We start from the raw sequence: 19,711 nt of genomic DNA, 5'->3' as shown, positions 1-19,711 counted from the left end.
GATTATATATCAAAGTAATTATAAATTTATGCTTTGATATATAATCTTTTTTTATATAAAATTATTATATAATATTTAAATTTATATTTATTCAAAAAAATTCAATAAGATTAAAAGGTAAACTTATATATAAGATGAAAGCTGTTACATCAATTATTAAACATAATTTATATACTCAGTATATATTAGATAAAGATTTAAGAATAGTTTTAGGAAATATAAATGAGATATTTATGCCGGAAGATTTATTTGATCAAATAGCCAAAGAAATATATGGTGAAAATAAAGTAACCTTAAGCTTAAATCAAATAGAAAAACATATAGAATATAAGATAAATATAATAAGAGAAAATCATCATTATATTTATCTAAAAATACTAAATTAGTACCTATTTATAGTGATAATATAAATGAATATGGAATTATAATAGATAATAAATTTAAAGATATGTGTGATAACATGTTTGAAGAAATATGGAATAATAAGAATAATTTGGTTATTGATAATAAAGATGAAATAATAGATATTATAATTGAATTTTTAGGGTATACAAAAATAATTAATAAAAAACTCTATCAATAGAAATAATAATTATAGTTTATGAATAATTTGAATTTACAGCTATATTTAAAGATATGAACATTGACTATAAACTAAATTATAAATAAACTAAGTCTTGTAAACAGCAAAGTTAAATATAGCTGTTTTAAAATTATATTTAGACTAATCGTATACACTAGGAGGAAATAAAATGCAAAGAACTATTTACTTTAATGGTAAGGTTATAACAGTAGATGATAAAAATACAATTGCTGAAGCTGTTTTAGTTGAGAATGGTAAGATAGCAAAAGTTGGATCAAATGAAGATATTTTATCAAATAAAGATGAAAACACTAAGTTAATAGATTTAGAGGGAAAAACTATGGTTCCAGGATTTTATGATCCACATGGACATTTAGTTGCTCAAGCTCAAGTATTAATGATAGTTCCTCTAAGTGAAGTTAAATCAAAAGAAGAAATTATTCAAAGCTTAAAAGAATATTATAAGATGAACAAAGATAGTATGAAAAAAGGAGATTGGATAATTGGATTTGGGTATGATAACTCTAAGTTCCCAGATGGTCAACATCCAACTAAGTTTGATTTAGATCAAGTTACTACAGAATATCCTATAACTATAAGTCATGCTTCAGGACATATAGCAGTTGTTAACAGTTTAGGATTAGAAAAGTATGGATATGGTGGTGTAGATTATGTAGTTCCAGAAGGTGGAGTTGTAAGAACTGTTGAAGGAAGTAGAGAAGCTAACGGTGTCTTAGAAGAAAATGCTATCTTGGATGAAGAAAAGAAAAAAGTAACACCTGAGTTTGGGATGGAAAAAGTACTAGAAAGTATAATTAAATGTGAAAAATTATATGCATCTATGGGTATAACAACAACTCAAGATGCATCTGTTGATGAGAATAATCATTATAATGAATTATTATTGGCACTAGCAAATAAAAATCAGCATATAATTGATATTGTTGGACTATCTACACAATTTTCAACATTTAATCAAATGAAAAATGAAGGAACTCCAAAGAGAGAATACTTTAATCACTATAAATTAGCAGGAGCTAAAACATGGTTAGATGGTTCTCCACAAGGTAAGACAGCTTGGTTAAGTGAGCCTTATTATGAAGTTCCAGAAGGTCAACCAAGTGATTATTCTGGTTATGGAACTCAAACTGATGAAGTAGTAACAGAATATTTTGTAAATTGTATAAATAATAACTTACAAGTTAATGTTCATACAAATGGTGATTTAGCTTGTGAGCAATTCTTAAGATGCTATGAAAAAGCTATGGAGATAACAGGACATGGTTCTGAATTAAGACCAGTTATGGTACATTGTCAAGCATTAAGAAAAGACCAAATGGATAGAGTAAAAAAAGTTGGAGCAGTGCCTACATTCTTTAATGACCATGTTTGGTATTGGGGTGATTATCACTATGAGTCAGTATTTGGTCCACAAAGAGCTCAAAATATATCACCTCTTGGATGGGCATTAAAGATGGGGATTAAATTTACGCTACACCAAGATCCACCAGTAAAATTACCAAATCAATTACTAGGAATACACAATGCTGTAAATAGAAAAACACAATCAGGCAGAGTATTAGGTGAAGAACATAAAATACCAGTTATAGAAGCCTTAAAAGCTGTAACAATAAATGCAGCTTATCAATACTTTGAAGAAGATATAAAAGGAAGTATAGAAGAAGGAAAATATGCTGACTTTGTAATTCTTGATAAAAATATTTTAGAAGTAGATCCACAAGAAATAAAAAATATAAATGTAGTTGAAACAATAAAAGAAGGAAATACAATATTTAAAGCATAAGATTTATAATATGATATATAATAAAAGTCTGGGTAATTCCAGACTTTTATTATATAAATAAATTATACACACTAGTTGTTATAAAACAAACAACAAAAGCTATACAAGTAGGTAATAAAAAACCAATTGCAGTCCATTTTAAACTACCAGTTTCTCTTTTTATAGTTAATAAAGTAGTTGCACATGGCCAATGAAGTAAACTAAATAACATAACATTAAGAGCTGTCAAATATGTCCATCCATGTTCAACTAAAACGTTACCTAGAGCAAATGTATCAAGATCAATCATTGATCCAGTAGATAAATAAGCCATTAATAGTATTGGTATTACTATTTCATTTGCAGGAAAACCTAGTATAAATGCTAGCAATATAAATCCATCTAACCCTATTACTTTAGCTAAAGGATCTAAGAAGTTTGCTACATGAACCAATATACTAGTGTCTCCAATATATATATTTGCACATAGCCAAATAATTATGCCTGCAGGTATAGCAATTGTTATAGCTCTACCTAACACGAATATAGTTCTATCGACTATAGATGTATAAATAACTCTACCGATTTGAGGTGCTCTATAAGGTGGTAGTTCTAATGTGAAAGTAGAAGTAACACCTTTAAGCAAAGTTTTAGATAAAATATAAGATACAAGAAGTGTTATAAGAACACCAAATATTATAAGTAGAGTAATACATAAAGCAGTAGATATGCTAGATAATGCAGAGTTAGTAATTATAGATGTAAAGAAAATAGTAGATATAGCTATTAAAGTAGGAAATCTACCGTTACATGGCACAAAATTATTAGTAAGTATAGCTATAAGTCTTTCTCTAGGAGAATCTATGATTCTACAACCAATAACTCCAGCGGCATTACATCCAAACCCCATACACATAGTTAAACATTGTTTACCGTGACAGCAAGCTTTTTTAAATAAATGGTCTAAATTAAATGCAACTCTAGGTAAATAACCAAAATCTTCTAATAATGTGAATAATGGGAAGAATATAGCCATAGGTGGTAGCATAACAGATACAACCCATGCTAAAGTTTTATAAAGACCATCTACAAGCATTCCATTTAGCCAAGTAGGCGCATTAATTGAATTTAAAGCGCCTGTAAGTTTAGGCTGCAAGCCAAATAAGAAGTTTGATAATAACTCTGATGGATAGTTAGCACCTTCTATAGTTAGCCAAAGTATAAAGGCAAGCAATAAAAGCATTATAGGCATTCCAAAATACTTTGAAGTAAGTATTTTATCTATTCTTTCATCTCTATCTAATTTATTTTTAGATTCTACTATAGTGGATTTAGAGCTTAAAATATTAGCCATATCATAATTAGTTTTGCTAAACTGATCCCTTATATTTTTATCAGAATTTATCTTAGGTATTTTATCTTTTATTTTATTAAGCGAACCTTTATAATCAAAAGTTATATATTTATCCATAGACTCTAAAATGCTCTTATCACCATCTATAAGTCTAAGTCCTAGCCATCTAGGATTAAGTTGTGGGATCAACTCGTGTAATTCATCTTTTATTAAATTTACATTATTTTCTATATTCTCCCCATAAGTTATATATTTATTTTTAAAATTATATTTTTCAGATGAAACTTTATCTATAGCTTCTAACAAATCATTCATGCCATAACCAGAACGAGCTGCAGTTAAAACAACTGGAATACCAAGTTCTTCTTCTAATATATTTTTATTAATCAAAATGCCTTTCTTTTTGGCTTCATCTATTAAATTAATACATAAAATAACCTTATTAGTAAGTTCCATTACCTGGAAAACTAAGTTTAGATTTCTTTCTAAACAGTTAGCATCACATACAACTATAACTGCATCTGGATTACCAAAGCAAATAAAATCTCTTGCAACAATTTCTTCTTGAGATAATGCAAATAATGAGTATGTTCCAGGTAAGTCTATTAAAGCATAGTCTTTATTTTTATGATTAAAATCACCACGGGCTGTAGCTACAGTTTTACCAGGCCAGTTACCAGTATGTTGTTTAAGTCCTGTTAAATAATTGAATACGGTACTTTTCCCTGTATTTGGATTGCCAGCTAAAGCTATTACATATTGATCTTCTTTTTTTTCAATATCAAACATGTCTTTTAAAGATTTTGTTTTAGTACTCTGATGAGTTAATCCCATTTTTAATCCCCCTTTAAATATAATGATAAGTTAAAGTGTTGATACTAAAATCAAATTACTTTCTTCATTTCTTAAAGCTATTTTAGTTCCCCTAATGTTGTAAACTGTTAAATTATTTTTTGGACCTTTTCTAACTACATCTATTAAAGCACCTTCAGTTAAGCCAAGTGCTAGCATTCTTTCTCTTAAATTTCCATTAGATAAAAGTCTTTCGACTTTAACTGTATTTTTAACCTGAATATCAGCAAGCTTCTTCATGATACACCTCCAAGTAAATTTTTAGCCTAAGCTAACATTCTTAATTTAAGTTATGCACAGATATATATGATTGTTACTTAAAAAAATCAAATTATAGTAATTAATGTAATTTTTTTTAATATAAATTAATATAAGTCCATATAGTGGGGTGATTCTATGAAGAGTAGAGAAGATTATTATACATTTAATGAATACATGAAATATAACTCGCTTACGCCAAGTGAAGAAGATTATATAGAAATGATTTATAGATTATCTTTGCAAGAAGAGAAAATAAAACTAAAAGAAATTGCAACATCATTAAATATAAAGCCACCATCTGTAACTAAGATGATAAAAAAGTTAGAATCTAAAAAATTATTAATATATAGAAAATATGGCTATATACAATTAACAGGTATAGGTACTATAGTTGGTAAAAGATTATTTGATAGACATAATATTATTTATACATTTTTAAAAACTATTGGACTTAGTAATTACATACATGAAGAAACAGAAAAGATAGAACATACGATTAATATAGAAACACTTATAAGAATAGAGGAAGTTACAAATTTTTTAAAAGAAAATGAAGATATATTAAATAAGTTGAGGACTTATCAAAATAAATAAAAGATGGAATAAATCTATTTCTAAAGATAGTATTATTCTATCTTTTATTGGAAGTAGAATAAATATTATAATTTATATAGTAAAGCAACTTAAAAAAGTACAAGTTTTCAAATTATATGCATATCTATAATTATATAGAATTTAGATAGGTGGTGTATTATGAAGTTATATAAGCTTATTGAAAACATAGATATAATAAGCACATATGGTAACTGTAATATAGATATTGAAAATATAGAATATGACTCTAGAAATATTAAAAAAAATGGCTTATTCATATGTGTAAATGGATTAAATGTAAATGGACATAAGTTTATTAAAAGTGCTAAAGATAATGGTGCAATAGCATTTTTAATAAATGAAGATGTAGATATGATAAGTGGATATACATACATAAAGGTAAAAAATACAAAAGACGCAATGGCAAAGCTAGCTAGCAATTTTTACAATAATCCAAGTGAAAAAATTAATATAATAGGTATAACCGGAACTAATGGAAAAACAAGCATTTCAACATTTTTAAGTCAGGTCTTAAATGTTAAAAGAAAATGTGGATTAATAGGTACTATAAAAATTGATGATGGAAAGAATGAGATAACTTCTAAAAATACAACTCCAGAATCTTTAGATTTACAAAGAAGCTTTTTCAATATGTTAAATAATAACTGTGAATATTGTGCAATGGAAGTATCATCTCATTCATTGGCATTAAATAGAATTGAAGGTATAAATATTAATTTAGGGATATTTACGAATTTAACTGAGGATCATTTGGATTTTCATAAAGACTTAAATGAATATAGAGATGTAAAAGAAAGATTATTTCATAAAACCCAAAATGCTAATATTATAAATATAGATGATGAATCAGGTAGAATAATATTAAATCATATAAAAAATATAAAGACACCATATTATACATATTCAATAGAAAATAAAGCTGATTTTGTAGCTAAAGATATAAAAATGAATTCAAAGGGAGTTTCATATACTGTAGTTACACCTACATATGAAGCAAAAATAATTGTTCCAGTACCTGGAAAATTTACAATATACAATACCTTAGCAGTGATAAGCGCCTGTTATATACTAAATATACCAATTGATATTATACAAAAAGGTCTTAAAACATCTAAGGGAATAGAAGGTAGATTTGAAATTGTACAAAATAATAAGGGTATAAATGTAATAGTAGATTATGCTCATACGCCAGATGCATTAGAAAATATATTAAGTACAATAAAAGAATTTTCTAAAGGAAAAGTAATTACAGTTTTTGGGTGTGGTGGAGATAGAGATAAACAAAAACGACCAATTATGGGTAAAATAGCTCAGGATAACTCAGATATAACAATAATAACTTCAGATAATCCAAGAAAAGAAAAACCTTTAGATATAATTGATGATATATTATTAGGAATAGATAAAAGTATAAATAACTTTTTAGTAATAGAAGATAGAAAGCAAGCGATAGAAAAGGCAATAAGATTATCAAATAAAAATGATATTATATTAATAGCAGGAAAAGGACATGAAACCTATCAAATTATAGGTAATATTAAATATGATTTTGATGATAGAAAAATAGCTAAGGATATTATTAATAGTATATAAATAGAATACCTTTTATACTATCATTTTAGGAAGTATCTAACATAAATGTGCGTACTTTACCATATAAATAGAGTTGTATACAATAAATATATACAAAACTTATATAGGGGTGAAATTATGAAAGTATTAATGATAAATGGAAGTCCAAATAAATATGGATGTACTTATACAGCTCTTCATGAAGTAGAAAAAATATTAAATAAACATAATATAGAAACGGAGATACTTTATCTTGGAAATAAGCCTATTTCAGGATGTATAGCATGTGGAAGTTGTAAAAAAACTGGAAAATGTGTATGGAATGATAAAGTAAATGAAATAGTAGAGCAACTTGATAGTATTGATGGTATTATTGCAGGGTCACCAGTATATTATGCAGGTGCTAGTGGCCAGATAACTTCATTTCTTGATAGATTATTTTACACAGGTGGAAGTAAAATGGCTACTAAACTTGGAGCATCAGTAGTATCCTGTAGACGTGGAGGAGCTAGTGCAACCTTTGACCAATTAAATAAGTATTTTACTATAAGTAATATGCCTATAGTATCATCTCAGTACTGGAATCAAGTTCATGGATTTACTCCAGAGGATGTATTAAAGGATGAGGAAGGCCTACAAACAATGAGAACTTTAGGAGAGAATATGGCTTGGCTTTTAAAATGTATAGAAGCAGGAAGAAAGCTAGAAGTTAATAAACCTGTTTATGAAAATAAAATAATGACTAATTTTATATAAAATTTAGTTATTTATATAATTACATATAATAAAAATTGGCAGATTATTTTGTTATCTGCCAATTTTTATTATTCTATTTATTAGAGCTTCATTTTGATATGAGGAATATTAGCTTCAATGTAAGGATCAGATATCTCTTTAAACCCGCAAGATATATAAAGATCTTTTATGTATTCTTGTGATGATAAAATAATATGACTTTCGTTTAGTATATTTTGAATAAACTCAATAGATGTTAAAATCATCTTCTTAGCGATGCCATTATTTCTAAAGTCAGATAAAACTAGTACCCTACCTATTGAAGCTTCTCCATAAGAGCTAAACTTTTTAGGAATTATTCTGGCATAAGATATAACCTTGTCTTCTTCTTCTAAAAATATATGATAACAATTTTTATCAAGATTATCAAAGTCATTTTCACAAAAAATTTGTTGTTCACAAGCAAAAACTTCATACCTAGATTTAGCTATTTCATACATATCATTAGCTGTAAGTTCATTGAAATGTTTTATTTTAAACATACTCTACCTCCAATTCATTTTTGTTTATTATAACAAAAATAATAGAAGTTGAAATTATTAAATGTGTATTATCTTGGAAAAAGTGATATACTTTAAACTAAATGATATAAAAATTTATAAATAAGGTATGGAGGTTTATAAATTGAATTCTACGAAAAAATTAACTGAAGCAGCGTTATTAACATCCTTGTTTATTGTTATTACGATTATAGCTATAGGAACAGGTATTGGGTATGCAGCTTATTTAGATTTTGTAATTCCTGTATTTTTTTGTATAATATATTTAAAATGTGGCTTTAAATATACAGTTTTATCAAGTATAAGTTCATTGGTTATAGTTTCTTTAGTTTTAGGTAATATAGGAACTGCGATATGGATGAGTCAGAGTATTATACTTGGAATACTATGTGGGATACTATTGACAAAGACTACAACTATAGTAGATGATTTTGTGTATGGATCTATAGTTGGAGTTATACTTATGGTATTTATAGATATATATGCATCAGCTTTAATAGGATATAGCTTTATGAATGAGTTTCAAGGATATGCAAATATGTTACATATAAAAAAATATGCAAACTTAGTTTATTATATGTGTATAGCCCTACTTCCAATGGGAACTATATTTAGCATTTATTGTTTATCATTATTTTTAGGTAAAAAGCTAAATATACTAAAAGATAATTCTAAGAAAAAGCTTTATATGATTAAAAATTTTAAGGCTTGTGGAAGATATATATGTTGTTCTAAGAATGTATTTTATTATTGCTCAATATATATAGTATTAATAGAAGTTTTAAATATTATTGGGATAAAAGTAGATCAAACATATATAAAAACTATTTTAATATCTTCAGAGTATGTATGTTTTTATTTTGTAATAAGAGATGCTTTTACACTGATTCAAAACTATTTAATATTAAAAAATAAAAAGCCATCATACATAAGAATTTTTTCAATAATAACAGTGTTGTGTATAGTATTTTTATTTAAAATAACAACATTTATATTAATTGCTAGTAATATAATTTTAGATAAAAAAATAAATATAAGAATAAAACAAATAGGATTAGTAAATAATTATGTAGATAAATTAATATATAGTTAACAATATTACATAATTATAGAAAAAATTATATATAATAATAAAAAAGGTTGACAAAACTTAAAAATCCACATATATTAGAATTAACAATTTTAAAAATTAAAGCTAAGAAAAGAAGAAGTAGATTGATGTAGTTTTTCAGAGAGTTTCCGGTTGGTGAGAGGAAATAAACAAGTTTTTCGAAATACATCTTGGAGCAGTACCCTTGAAATGAATTTTAGTAGGGGGATATCGTAGTAGCACACGTTACAGTGCTAAGGTATACACTTAGTGTACTTATTGAGGTTAATATTGCGAAATATTAATAAATTAAGGTGGTAACACGTAAGCATAGCTTTCGTCCTTTTATAGGATGAGAGCTTTTTTTATACTTAAAAAAGTAAATTATTAAAATAATATGTAAGGAGAGAATGGAAATGACTATGACAGTATATGATGAATTAGTTGCAAGAGGATTAGTAGCTCAAATAACTGATGAAGATGAATTAAAAGAACTTATAAACACAGGTAAAGCAACATTTTATATAGGATTTGATGCTACTGCAGATAGTTTACATGTTGGTCACTTTATGGCTTTATGCTTAATGAAGAGATTACAAATGGCAGGAAATAAACCTATAGCTCTTGTAGGTGGAGGAACAACTATGGTAGGTGATCCATCTGGAAGAACAGATATGAGACAAATGATGACTGCAGAGCAAATAAACTACAACTGTGAATGCTTTAAAAAACAAATGAGTAAATTCATAGATTTTGGAGAAGATAAAGCTTTATTAGTTAATAATGCAGATTGGTTATTAGATTTAAATTATGTAGAATTATTGAGAGAAGTTGGAGCTAATTTCAGTGTTAATAGAATGCTTACAGCTGAATGCTATAAAAATAGAATGGAAAGAGGTCTTAGCTTCTTAGAATTTAATTACATGATAATGCAAGCTTATGATTTCTATCATTTATATGAAAAATATGGATGCCAAATGCAATTAGGTGGAAATGACCAATGGAGTAATATGCTTGCTGGTACTGACTTAATAAGACGTAAGTTAGGAGAAAATGCATATGCAATGACTATAACATTACTTCTTAACTCAGAAGGAAACAAAATGGGTAAAACAGCAAATGGTGCTGTGTGGCTAGATCCTAATAAAACCACTCCATTCGAATTCTATCAATACTGGAGAAATGTTTCAGATGCAGATGTATTTAAATGTATGCGTATGTTAACATTCTTACCGATTGAAAAAATAGAAGAAATAGAGAAGTGGGAAGGTAATAGAATAAACGAAGCTAAGGAAGTTTTAGCATTTGAATTAACTAAACTTGTTCATAGTGAAGAAGAGGCTATGAAAGCTCAGGAAAGTTCAAGAGCATTATTCTCTGGTGCATCTCATGAAAATATGCCAACAACTGAAATAGAGGAATCTGATTTAACTGATGGAAAAGTAGATTTAATAACATTATTAGTTAAAGCAGAGCTTGCTCCTACTAGATCAGAAGCTAGAAGAAATATAGAGCAAGGTGGAGTAACTGTAGATGGGGAAAAAGTAACAGATGTAAAAGCTACATTTACTAAAGATGATTTAGCTGATGAAGGTTTAGTATTAAAACGTGGAAAGAAAAAATTCAAGAAAATAGTTTTAAAATAAAGTTATAAAACAAAAGGCGCTTAGTTTTACTAAGGGCCTTTTATTTTATAACAGCATTTTTATATCTGGTATATACATTTAATTAAAAAAATAGAGCTATCATTAGGATAAATTTTATCTAAGATAGCTCATTTTATATTTTATATTAAATCTCTCTTTTTTTATTGAAAGTAATAAATTTATTATTAACTAGTATATTAAAGAATGTGATTAATCTATCTAATAATGGTTCAGCTTCATTTCCGAAATGCTCTTTTACTTCTTTAGAAATTTCAAAAACAGATTTTTTACCATTTATACATTTCCATATAAAGCTTCCAAATTTATCTAATTTTATTTCGCTTTTAGGTGGAGCATGAAATATTTTTTGGGCTACTTTATCAAAAAAGCCAGTTCTTTTTACTTCTAATACAACTATATTTTTATCATTTACATACCAACTTATTTTAGGATTTATAATTGGTATAAAGTCTAAATAATTTTTATTCTTTTTACTAAATTTTTTCATCTGAATACTCCTAGATTATTTATAGGTATTTTTAAGCTGATTTACTTTTTTCTTTATACCAAATAGTAGCTTTAAGTAAAGTAAGTATTAAAACTATAAAGAATATTATCGATCCAATTTTACCTAAGCTAAATCTAGATAAATCTAAAAAATCAGCAAGGCTACCATTACTAAGCGGTATTATAGCAAAGATTGCAAGTAATACACCGACTAATCCTTCACCAGCGATAAGTCCAGATGTATATAATATACCTCTATTGATCTCTTCTTTTTTACAATCCTCAGATTTAGATTTTCTTTTTTCAAGGAATAATCTAATTAATCCACCAGACATTATACCTGCACTTAAATGTATTGGAAGATATAAACCTATTGCAAATGGAAGCACAGGTATACCTAATATTTCTACAGCTAAAGCTATAGCAGCGCCAGCAAATATAAATGCCCAAGGTAAATTACCATCCATAACACCTTCAACAACTAATTGCATTAATGTAGCTTGAGGAGCAGGAATTTCTTTTGATCCAAACCCCCACGCTGCATTTAATAAATATAATACAGCACCTATTGTAAGAGCAGAAATTATAACACCTATAATTTCGCCTATTTGTTGTTTTTTAGGAGTAGAACCTACTAAAAAACCTGTTTTTAAATCTTGAGAAGTATCTCCTGCTATTGCAGCTATTATACATATAACAGATCCTATAGATATAGCTCCTATCATACCTTCATGTCCTGTAAGACCAGAAGATTTAAGTATAATAGTACATATAAGTAAAGTAGCTATAGCCATACCAGACACAGGGTTGTTGCTACTACCAACTATACCAACTATTCTAGATGATACTGTTGCGAAGAAGAAACCAAATACAGCTATAAGTAATGCACCTATAAAATTAACAGGAATAGATGGTAAAAGCCATATAGCAACAACGACTAATAGTATGCCTATTAAAACTATATTCATAGGTAAGTCTCTATCAGTTCTTAATGAATTGCTAGATGAGTCTCTATTAGAATAGTCCTTCATTGCTTTAGCAAATGTATTTATTATAAGTGGAAGAGATTTTATAAGGCTTAAAATACCGCCAAAAGCAACAGCGCCAGCTCCCATATATTTTATATAGTTACTCCAAATTCCCCAATATCCTAGTTCACTTATAGGAACAGCTGCAGGGAAGATTGTAGCATTGGCACCGAATAAACCTATTAATGGAATTAAAACTAACCATCCTATTATAGCTCCAGCAAACATATATCCTGATATTTTATATCCGCATATATAACCAACACCTAAAAGAGCAGGAAGTACATCTATACCAAATGCAGCATTTTTATAGCCTGGAATTTCCCATTCAATTTCACTTGGAAATAACTTTAGACCATCAGTAATAAATTTATATAGCATAGAAATTCCAAGTCCAGCAAAAACTACTGAAGCTTTCGAACCACCTTCTTCTCCAGCAAGTAAGACTTCAGCACAAGCTGTTCCTTCTGGATAAGGTAGCACACCATGTTCTTTAACTATTAAAGCTTTTCTTAGAGGAATCATAAATAAAACACCAAGTAAACCACCACATAAAGCAATAAGGGCAATTTTTAATAAACTAGGGCTTGGCATTGACCACTCTTTCATCCATATAAATAAAGCAGGTAAAGTAAATATAGCGCCAGCAGCTAAAGACTCACCTGCAGAACCTATAGTCTGAACTATATTATTTTCAAGTATAGAGTCTTTTCTTAATATAACTCTTATAACTCCCATTGATATAACAGCAGCAGGTATAGAAGCACTGACAGTCATACCAACCCTAAGTCCTAAATACGCATTTGCAGCTCCGAATACTACAGCTAATATACATCCTAATACAATAGATGTAATTGTAAACTCAGGAAGAACTTTATCAGCTGATATAAATGGTTTAAATTCTTTTTCCTTAGAATTTGATTTACCATTACTCATTTTGTTACCCCCTATAATATTAAATTTTAAAATTTTAAGTAAACTATTAATAAAGATATAATTACAGATAATTTTGATTAAATAAAAAGCCTATATATTATAAATACATATAAGCAAATAATTAGTTATTTAGAACTTTTTATTATATGATATTTATGCATATATAATTTATCATATAAAAATTATATATAATAAGTAGATCTAATATGCAAAATTAAATATATTTAGAAAATTCTGAAAAATATTTTAATATACAAAAAGTTATGCTATTATTAAAAATAAACATAAAAACTAAAGTATTTATATATCTACGTTTTATAATTTATTCCAAACTAGTAGTTACATCAAAAATTATAATTTAATAAAGCTAATTCGTAGATTGTGAGTATTAAAGGTTAAGGGGGAATGAATTATGGATTTTGTAGATAAAATGGGAGTATTTGTTAAGAAATACATGTCTTTAATGGTATTAATAGCATCAATAATAGCTTATTTTAACCCAAATATATTTTTAGGCGTAGTACCTAATATGAACACTATATTAGGTTTTATAATGTTTGGTATGGGAATGACCTTAAAGAAAGAAGATTTTACTTTAATTGTAAAAAGACCTAAGGATGTAGTATTGGGAACATTAGCTCAATATATAATAATGCCATTAAGTGCATTTATAATTGCAAAACTATTTAATTTGTCAGGGGAACTTGCAGTAGGACTTATATTGTTAGGCTCATGTCCTGGTGGAGTAACATCAAATGTAATGAGCTTTATAGCAAAAGGGGATGTTGCTTTATCTGTAACGTTTACAACGATAGCTACAATACTAGCACCTATAATAACACCGGCATTTATTCTTTTATTTGCAGGTCAGTGGGTTCAAATTAACGTAGTTGGAATGTTTATATCAATAACAAAAGTTGTTATATTACCTATACTATTAGGTTATATATGTCATAGATTTTTTAGCAAGCTTACACAAAAATGTGTAAGAATATTAACATCAATATCAGGATTAGCTATGGTAGTTTTAGTAGGGGAATAGTTAGTGCTAATATAAATAAATTAACTATATCAGTTATATTTGTAGCATTAGCAGTTATAGTTCATAATTTACTAGGTTATATTGGAGGATATATAGTAGCTAGTAAAATAGGATTTAGTGAAGAAAAAAGAAGAGTACTTTCAATAGAAACAGGTATGAAGAATGAAACTTTAGCAACAACCATTGCTATGGCTCACTTTGCACCACAGGCAGCAATTGCACTAGCAATAGCAGGTATATGGCATGCTTTTTCAGTATCCGTACTTGCAAATTATTGGGCAAATAAAAATAGTGAAGTTAAAAAAAGTTCTACAGTAGAATTAGCTGATTAGAGAATAAACCTAATGAAGTTTTTTAATAAACTTTTATTAGGTTTATTTATATGTGTAAATTTAAATAAACAGAGTCCAAAAAAATTAAAAAGAGTATAATATAAGTAAGAGGTAGGGCAAAATATTTGAAGAGGAGGCAATCTAAATGACTAATGTTATAGGACTTATAGAAACAAAAGGATTTATAAGCTCATTACAAGCAATAACTGTTATGTTAAAGTCCTTTGATGTAAAGCTAGTTGGAGTAAAAGAGATTGGTCTTGCTTTAGTTACTGTAGCTATAACTGGTGAAGAGCAAGAAGTTAAGAATGCCCTAGATTTAGCTGCTGAAGAAGCAGGATGTTTAGGAGAAGTATATGCAGTTAATATTATAAAAGATGCACCAAGAGAAATTATAGAATTTATAAAAAAAAATAATAATAATATATAGTAAAAAAGGCATGCTAAAATTTTATTTTGAAGCATGTCTTTTTTATATTTACACTTATTTACAAATATTGATATTTATAATAATGTATATAGTAAATATATAGGATTATAATGGGGGGAGAAAAAATGAAGAAGTATTTACCAGAGTTAGGTTTAGGGTTAGTTGCTATAATTTGGGGAACTGGATTTATAGGATCTCAATTATGTCTAAATGGTGGCTTTACACCTTTACAAATACTAACAATAAGATTTTTTGTAGCGGCTATATTATTAAATATTATTTTTTATAAAAATTTAAAGAGTAATGCTGATAAACATAGTATAAAAGCAGGGGTAATTTTAGGAACTATTTTGTTTATAGCTTTTGAATTTCAAACTGTAGGTCTATCTTTTACTACACCATCAAAAAATGCTTTTATAACTGCAGCAAATGTTGTTATAGTACCTTTTATAGGTTATTTAATATACAAAAGGAAAATTGATAACTGGGGGATAATAAGTAGTATTGTAGCTTTAGTTGGAATTGGGATATTATCTTTACAAAAGGATTTATCCATAAATCGAGGTGATTTTTTAACATTTATATCAGCTGTAGGATTTGCATTTCATATTTTTTATACAAGTGAATTTGCAAAAAAGTATAATCCATTTGTATTAACTTCTGTTCAATTCAGTATTGCATTTTTTCTTTCATTTATAGTTCAAGTTATTTCTAATCAAATGACTATAAGTGTAGACAGTAGTGCATACATAGGTGCAATTTATTTAGGTTTATTTAGTACAACATTATGCTTTTTATTACAGACTATATGCCAACGCAAAACTAGCGAAACGAAAACTGCCATAATTTTATCAACAGAGTCTGTATTTGGAACAATATTTTCTATAATTATATTTAAAGAGATAATTACAATTAAGTTAATTATAGGATGTGTGATGATTTTCATAGCAATAATTATTTCGGAAACGAAGTTGTCATTTCTTTTTAAAAAAGATAAAGAAGTTATTGAAGAAGATGAAAATATAACCTTAGGTTAAATAATAATTTCTAGTATTAAAAAATATATTTGTTAAATAATAAATATAAAACAAATCTTAAAAGGAAGTGACAATATGGCTAAACATCCTAATAGAGTACCTAAGTACAATAAAAAACCAAATGCTATGAAAATAGAAGCATCAAGAGAGCTTGGAATAAATCATCTAACTGGTGCAGAGGTTAATGTAGATTTAGCAGCTAATAAAGAAAGTAAGTATAGTAAAGATACAACAAGAAGAATGCATGATCAAAGAAGACAATTAGCTGATAAAAGTAAAGGTAAATAAAGCGTAAAAATTATTAAATAAAATATAATAAAAATAGGGTGAATAAATACATATTTATGCACCCTATTTTTATGCGAAATATTAGTTAATATGTTAATATTAAAATAAGAAGAAGCATATTAAAAGGGGGATAATATGGGGATATACTTAGACAATGCAGCTACATCTTATCCAAAGCCAAAGGTAGTAGCAAATGCAGTTTATGATTTTATGATAAATAATGGTACGAGTTCAGGTAGGGGATCATATCAAAAAGCAATGGAATCAGATTTTCTAGTTTATAACGCAAGAAAAGAAATTGCATCTTTATTTAACTTTGATGATCCTAAAAGAGTTATTTTTACATCAAATGTGACGGAGTCTTTAAATTTAGCTATAAGAGGGATATTAAAAGAAGGTGACCATGTAGTAACAAGTAGTTTAGAACATAATGCAGTTTGGAGATGCCTAAAAACTTTAGAAAAAGAAAGAAAAATAAGTATAACAAAAATAGATGCTACTAAAGAAGGTCACACAAATATAGAAGAGATAAATAAAAGTATTAGAGATAATACAGCATTAATAATTTTTACTCATGCATCGAATGTATTAGGAACAATACAACCGATAAAAGAAATAGGAAGAATAGCAAGAATTAGAAAAATACCATTCTTAGTTGATGCAGCTCAAACCGCAGGTGTACTTCCTATTGATGTTAAAGAAGATAATATAGATTTATTAGCATTCACAGGACATAAGAGCTTATTAGGACCAATGGGAACTGGTGGACTATTAATAAATTGTGAGTATAATATAGAACCTTTAAAGAGCGGAGGTACGGGAGGAGATTCAGCTTATGAATATCAGCCTGATTATTATCCTAACAAATTGGAAACAGGAACTTTAAATGTAGGTGGTATAGCAGGCCTTTTAGAGTCTGTTAAATATATAAAATCTGAAGGAATTGATAAAATCCACAAAAAAGAAACTGAGATCACAAAGTATGCTTTGGAAAAGCTTCGATTTGTAAAAAATATGGAAATATATGGGCCTAAAAAAAGTGATGATATTTTAGGTGTAATATCATTTAATATAAAAGGTATGAGAGCTGAGGATGTTGCTTATGTTCTTGATAGTAAATATGATATTATGGTAAGAGCAGGATTACATTGTGCTCCAAGTGCTCATGACTTAATAGGAACTAAAGATATAGGAACACTAAGAGTAGGTATTGGATATTTTAATGAAAAAGAAGATATTGATAAATTAGTATATGCTTTAAATAAAATTCAAAAATAAAAAGGGGAATATATATGTATTTAGATAAATTAACTTTAAGCTTTATTCAGCCATGTACTACAGATTCGCTTAGGATAAGAATAAAGGCTATACCAAGTAGAAATATAAGTGGAATATTTCCATATTTAAACACATATTGTAAATCAGGTATTTATAATAAAAAAGCAAATACATTTACGTTAAATTATGGTCCTAAAATTATTATCATGTATGATGAAGCTATAAATGTATCAAAATTGCTTAATGAAACTGATGCATTTGAGACTTTGGATTATATAAAAAATCTTATAAATAAAGTGAATGAAAATAAAGATGAAATAAAACCTTCATATGAAATGAGGAAACTTCCCAGTCCGATAGAAGTTTATAAATATCTTCCTAAGATAAATTGTGGAAAGTGTAATGAAGTTACTTGTTTATCATTTGCAAATAAATTAATAAACAATAAAACTAAACCTAGAAACTGCGTACACTTATACGAAAAAGGAAATGAGGAAAATAAAGATAAAATAGAATCAATCTATATGATGTTAGGAAATGATTTATAAAATAATAATTAATCTTGATATTTTTATACATAAAATGGTAATATATAGGAGTATAAGTCAAAAAAATTATAAAAAATTCATATTATTTGTTTAACACCAAAAAATGGGGGTAAAAACATATTATAATAAATATGATTTTGTAATTTAATACATCAAATGGAGGAGAGAAAATATGAAAAAATTCGTATGTACAGTATGTGGATACATCCACGAAGCAGATTCTATAGAAGGTGTTGTATGTCCAGTATGTAAAGTTGGAGCTGACAAATTCGAAGAAATGTCAGGAGAATTAAAGTGGGCTGATGAACACAGAATAGGTGTAGCTCAAGGAGTAGACGAAGAAGTTATAGAAGGATTAAGAGCTAACTTTGTTGGAGAATGTACAGAAGTAGGAATGTACTTAGCAATGAGTAGACAAGCTGATAGAGAAGGATATCCAGAAGTAGCAGAAGCTTACAAGAGAATAGCATTTGAAGAAGCAGAACATGCTGCTAAATTTGCTGAATTATTAGGAGAAGTAGTTGTTGCTGATACTAAAGAAAACTTAAGAGTAAGAGTTGAAGCTGAATACGGTGCAACTGATGGAAAATTAAAATTAGCTAAGAGAGCTAAAGAGTTAGGATTAGATGCTATACATGATACAGTTCATGAAATGTGTAAAGATGAAGCTAGACATGGTAAAGCATTCTTAGGATTATTAGAAAGACATTTCGGTAAGCAAAATTAATATATAATTTAGTTTATTAATAAAAATACCTTAGCGGTTTTACATGCTAAGGTATTTTTTTACTTTTATCCAAACTCTGGTTGATGAGTATCTTTTAGTTCAAATGGTAGTGTGATTACATCTGTACCCTTTGGTTTTAAAGATCCTTCTTCAGTCCATGTTAACCAAACTGTAGTTGTTTCATTATCTGCACCTAAAAAAGATAGCTCTTCTAATTCCAATCTGACTGTTGAATTAGCAGGAATAGAAATATCTCCTTGAAATGCATCTCCATATGCTCCCCATTCAACTGTTATATCTTTATTACTATGATTAGTAATTTTTATCACAGGATAATGTTTCTCATAAGTTTCTTCATAACTATTTTCGCCTGTTATTGAAGAATAATCACCATATGATACCACTGTAAATAAAAATAATAAACATATTACAGATAAAATAAATTTAAATTTTTTCATATAAACAACTCCTAGAAAACTTAAATGTAAATCAATTTTCTATATTAGT

General features: G+C 27.6%; 22 protein-coding genes and 1 other annotated feature. Of the genes, 16 read left to right on the top strand and 6 right to left on the bottom strand.

All coding sequences use genetic code 11. The features are described 5' to 3' along the window. Positions 1-134 precede the first annotated feature (134 nt). The 3 genes from I2A66_RS07510 (at position 135) to I2A66_RS07505 (ending at position 2,387) form a co-directional block, all read left to right on the top strand. A complete protein-coding gene (locus I2A66_RS07510) occupies positions 135-386 on the top strand; it encodes a hypothetical protein (RefSeq protein WP_122640827.1) in 252 nt (83 codons plus the stop codon). A 62-nt stretch (positions 387-448) separates the two neighbouring features. Next, positions 449-583, top strand: a complete 135-nt coding sequence (locus I2A66_RS17410) for a hypothetical protein (protein ID WP_279309967.1) — start codon at positions 449-451, stop codon at positions 581-583. Between the two features lie 169 nt (positions 584-752). Then, positions 753-2,387, top strand: a complete 1,635-nt coding sequence (locus I2A66_RS07505) for an amidohydrolase (RefSeq protein WP_122640825.1) — start codon at positions 753-755, stop codon at positions 2,385-2,387. A 49-nt stretch (positions 2,388-2,436) separates the two neighbouring features. Here the strand turns inward: I2A66_RS07505 and feoB are convergent, their stop codons facing one another. Both feoB and I2A66_RS07495 read right to left on the bottom strand, forming a co-directional pair. Beyond that, complete coding sequence (gene feoB / locus I2A66_RS07500; RefSeq protein WP_147516168.1) at positions 2,437-4,554, bottom strand: ferrous iron transport protein B; 2,118 nt, start codon at positions 4,552-4,554, stop codon at positions 2,437-2,439. A gap of 30 nt (positions 4,555-4,584) precedes the next feature. Then, positions 4,585-4,812: a FeoA family protein gene (locus I2A66_RS07495; RefSeq protein ID WP_122640822.1), complete on the bottom strand. Its 228-nt coding sequence runs from the start codon at positions 4,810-4,812 to the stop codon at positions 4,585-4,587. A gap of 156 nt (positions 4,813-4,968) precedes the next feature. On the opposite strand from I2A66_RS07495, the gene I2A66_RS07490 reads away from it, so the two are divergent. The 3 genes from I2A66_RS07490 to I2A66_RS07480 all read left to right on the top strand — a co-directional run bounded on the left by I2A66_RS07490 (position 4,969) and on the right by I2A66_RS07480 (position 7,776). Then, complete coding sequence (locus I2A66_RS07490) at positions 4,969-5,427, top strand: metal-dependent transcriptional regulator (protein WP_122640820.1); 459 nt, start codon at positions 4,969-4,971, stop codon at positions 5,425-5,427. Between the two features lie 159 nt (positions 5,428-5,586). Continuing rightward, positions 5,587-7,041 (top strand): UDP-N-acetylmuramoyl-L-alanyl-D-glutamate--2,6-diaminopimelate ligase, encoded by a 1,455-nt coding sequence (locus I2A66_RS07485; protein ID WP_147516167.1) that lies wholly within the window; start codon positions 5,587-5,589, stop codon positions 7,039-7,041. Positions 7,042-7,158: 117 nt separating this feature from the next. Next, complete coding sequence (locus I2A66_RS07480) at positions 7,159-7,776, top strand: flavodoxin family protein (protein ID WP_122640817.1); 618 nt, start codon at positions 7,159-7,161, stop codon at positions 7,774-7,776. Between the two features lie 80 nt (positions 7,777-7,856). Here I2A66_RS07480 and I2A66_RS07475 read toward each other — a convergent pair whose 3' ends face one another. After that, positions 7,857-8,297: a GNAT family N-acetyltransferase gene (locus I2A66_RS07475; protein ID WP_122640815.1), complete on the bottom strand. Its 441-nt coding sequence runs from the start codon at positions 8,295-8,297 to the stop codon at positions 7,857-7,859. Positions 8,298-8,439: 142 nt separating this feature from the next. Between I2A66_RS07475 and I2A66_RS07470 the strand changes: the two genes are divergently transcribed. Together I2A66_RS07470 and tyrS are read left to right on the top strand one after the other, a co-directional pair. Further along, the gene (locus I2A66_RS07470; protein ID WP_147516166.1) at positions 8,440-9,408 is read left to right on the top strand and encodes a DUF2232 domain-containing protein; all 969 of its coding nucleotides are present in this window, start codon (positions 8,440-8,442) and stop codon (positions 9,406-9,408) included. A gap of 95 nt (positions 9,409-9,503) precedes the next feature. After that, positions 9,504-9,753: a binding site (T-box leader), on the top strand. A 74-nt stretch (positions 9,754-9,827) separates the two neighbouring features. Continuing rightward, positions 9,828-11,051, top strand: a complete 1,224-nt coding sequence (tyrS, locus tag I2A66_RS07465; protein ID WP_122640848.1) for a tyrosine--tRNA ligase — start codon at positions 9,828-9,830, stop codon at positions 11,049-11,051. Positions 11,052-11,196: 145 nt separating this feature from the next. Here the strand turns inward: tyrS and I2A66_RS07460 are convergent, their stop codons facing one another. Beyond that, the gene (locus tag I2A66_RS07460) at positions 11,197-11,559 is read right to left on the bottom strand and encodes a PqqD family protein (RefSeq protein WP_122640813.1); all 363 of its coding nucleotides are present in this window, start codon (positions 11,557-11,559) and stop codon (positions 11,197-11,199) included. Positions 11,560-11,590: 31 nt separating this feature from the next. After that, entirely contained in the window at positions 11,591-13,522 is a 1,932-nt protein-coding gene (locus I2A66_RS07455) for an OPT family oligopeptide transporter (protein WP_122640811.1), read from the bottom strand. 412 nt (positions 13,523-13,934) lie between these two features. Between I2A66_RS07455 and I2A66_RS07450 the strand changes: the two genes are divergently transcribed. The 8 genes from I2A66_RS07450 to I2A66_RS07415 all read left to right on the top strand — a co-directional run bounded on the left by I2A66_RS07450 (position 13,935) and on the right by I2A66_RS07415 (position 19,204). Next, positions 13,935-14,564 (top strand): bile acid:sodium symporter family protein, encoded by a 630-nt coding sequence (locus I2A66_RS07450; protein ID WP_147516164.1) that lies wholly within the window; start codon positions 13,935-13,937, stop codon positions 14,562-14,564. After that, positions 14,504-14,896, top strand: a complete 393-nt coding sequence (locus I2A66_RS07445; RefSeq protein WP_195251331.1) for a hypothetical protein — start codon at positions 14,504-14,506, stop codon at positions 14,894-14,896. The genes I2A66_RS07450 and I2A66_RS07445 overlap by 61 nt, the downstream gene beginning before the upstream one ends. 145 nt (positions 14,897-15,041) lie before the next feature. Next, entirely contained in the window at positions 15,042-15,326 is a 285-nt protein-coding gene (locus I2A66_RS07440) for a BMC domain-containing protein (RefSeq protein ID WP_122640805.1), read from the top strand. A 125-nt stretch (positions 15,327-15,451) separates the two neighbouring features. Then, on the top strand, positions 15,452-16,363 hold the full coding sequence (locus I2A66_RS07435; RefSeq protein WP_122640803.1) for a DMT family transporter: 912 nt from the start codon (positions 15,452-15,454) through the stop codon (positions 16,361-16,363). 75 nt (positions 16,364-16,438) lie between these two features. After that, a complete protein-coding gene (locus I2A66_RS07430) occupies positions 16,439-16,651 on the top strand; it encodes a hypothetical protein (RefSeq protein ID WP_147516162.1) in 213 nt (70 codons plus the stop codon). Positions 16,652-16,786: 135 nt separating this feature from the next. Beyond that, positions 16,787-17,929, top strand: coding sequence for an aminotransferase class V-fold PLP-dependent enzyme (locus tag I2A66_RS07425; RefSeq protein WP_147516161.1), 1,143 nt, complete (start codon positions 16,787-16,789; stop codon positions 17,927-17,929). Positions 17,930-17,943: 14 nt separating this feature from the next. After that, positions 17,944-18,477 (top strand): (Fe-S)-binding protein, encoded by a 534-nt coding sequence (locus I2A66_RS07420; protein WP_122640799.1) that lies wholly within the window; start codon positions 17,944-17,946, stop codon positions 18,475-18,477. Between the two features lie 172 nt (positions 18,478-18,649). Continuing rightward, positions 18,650-19,204: a ferritin family protein gene (locus tag I2A66_RS07415; protein WP_122640798.1), complete on the top strand. Its 555-nt coding sequence runs from the start codon at positions 18,650-18,652 to the stop codon at positions 19,202-19,204. Between the two features lie 65 nt (positions 19,205-19,269). Here I2A66_RS07415 and I2A66_RS07410 read toward each other — a convergent pair whose 3' ends face one another. After that, positions 19,270-19,662 (bottom strand): hypothetical protein, encoded by a 393-nt coding sequence (locus I2A66_RS07410; RefSeq protein WP_147516160.1) that lies wholly within the window; start codon positions 19,660-19,662, stop codon positions 19,270-19,272. Between the last annotated feature and the right edge of the window lie 49 nt (positions 19,663-19,711).

The organism is Romboutsia sp. 1001713B170207_170306_H8, assembly GCF_015550495.1.
Classification (GTDB): domain Bacteria; phylum Bacillota; class Clostridia; order Peptostreptococcales; family Peptostreptococcaceae; genus Romboutsia_E.
This window is presented reverse-complemented; position numbering and strand designations above follow the sequence as displayed.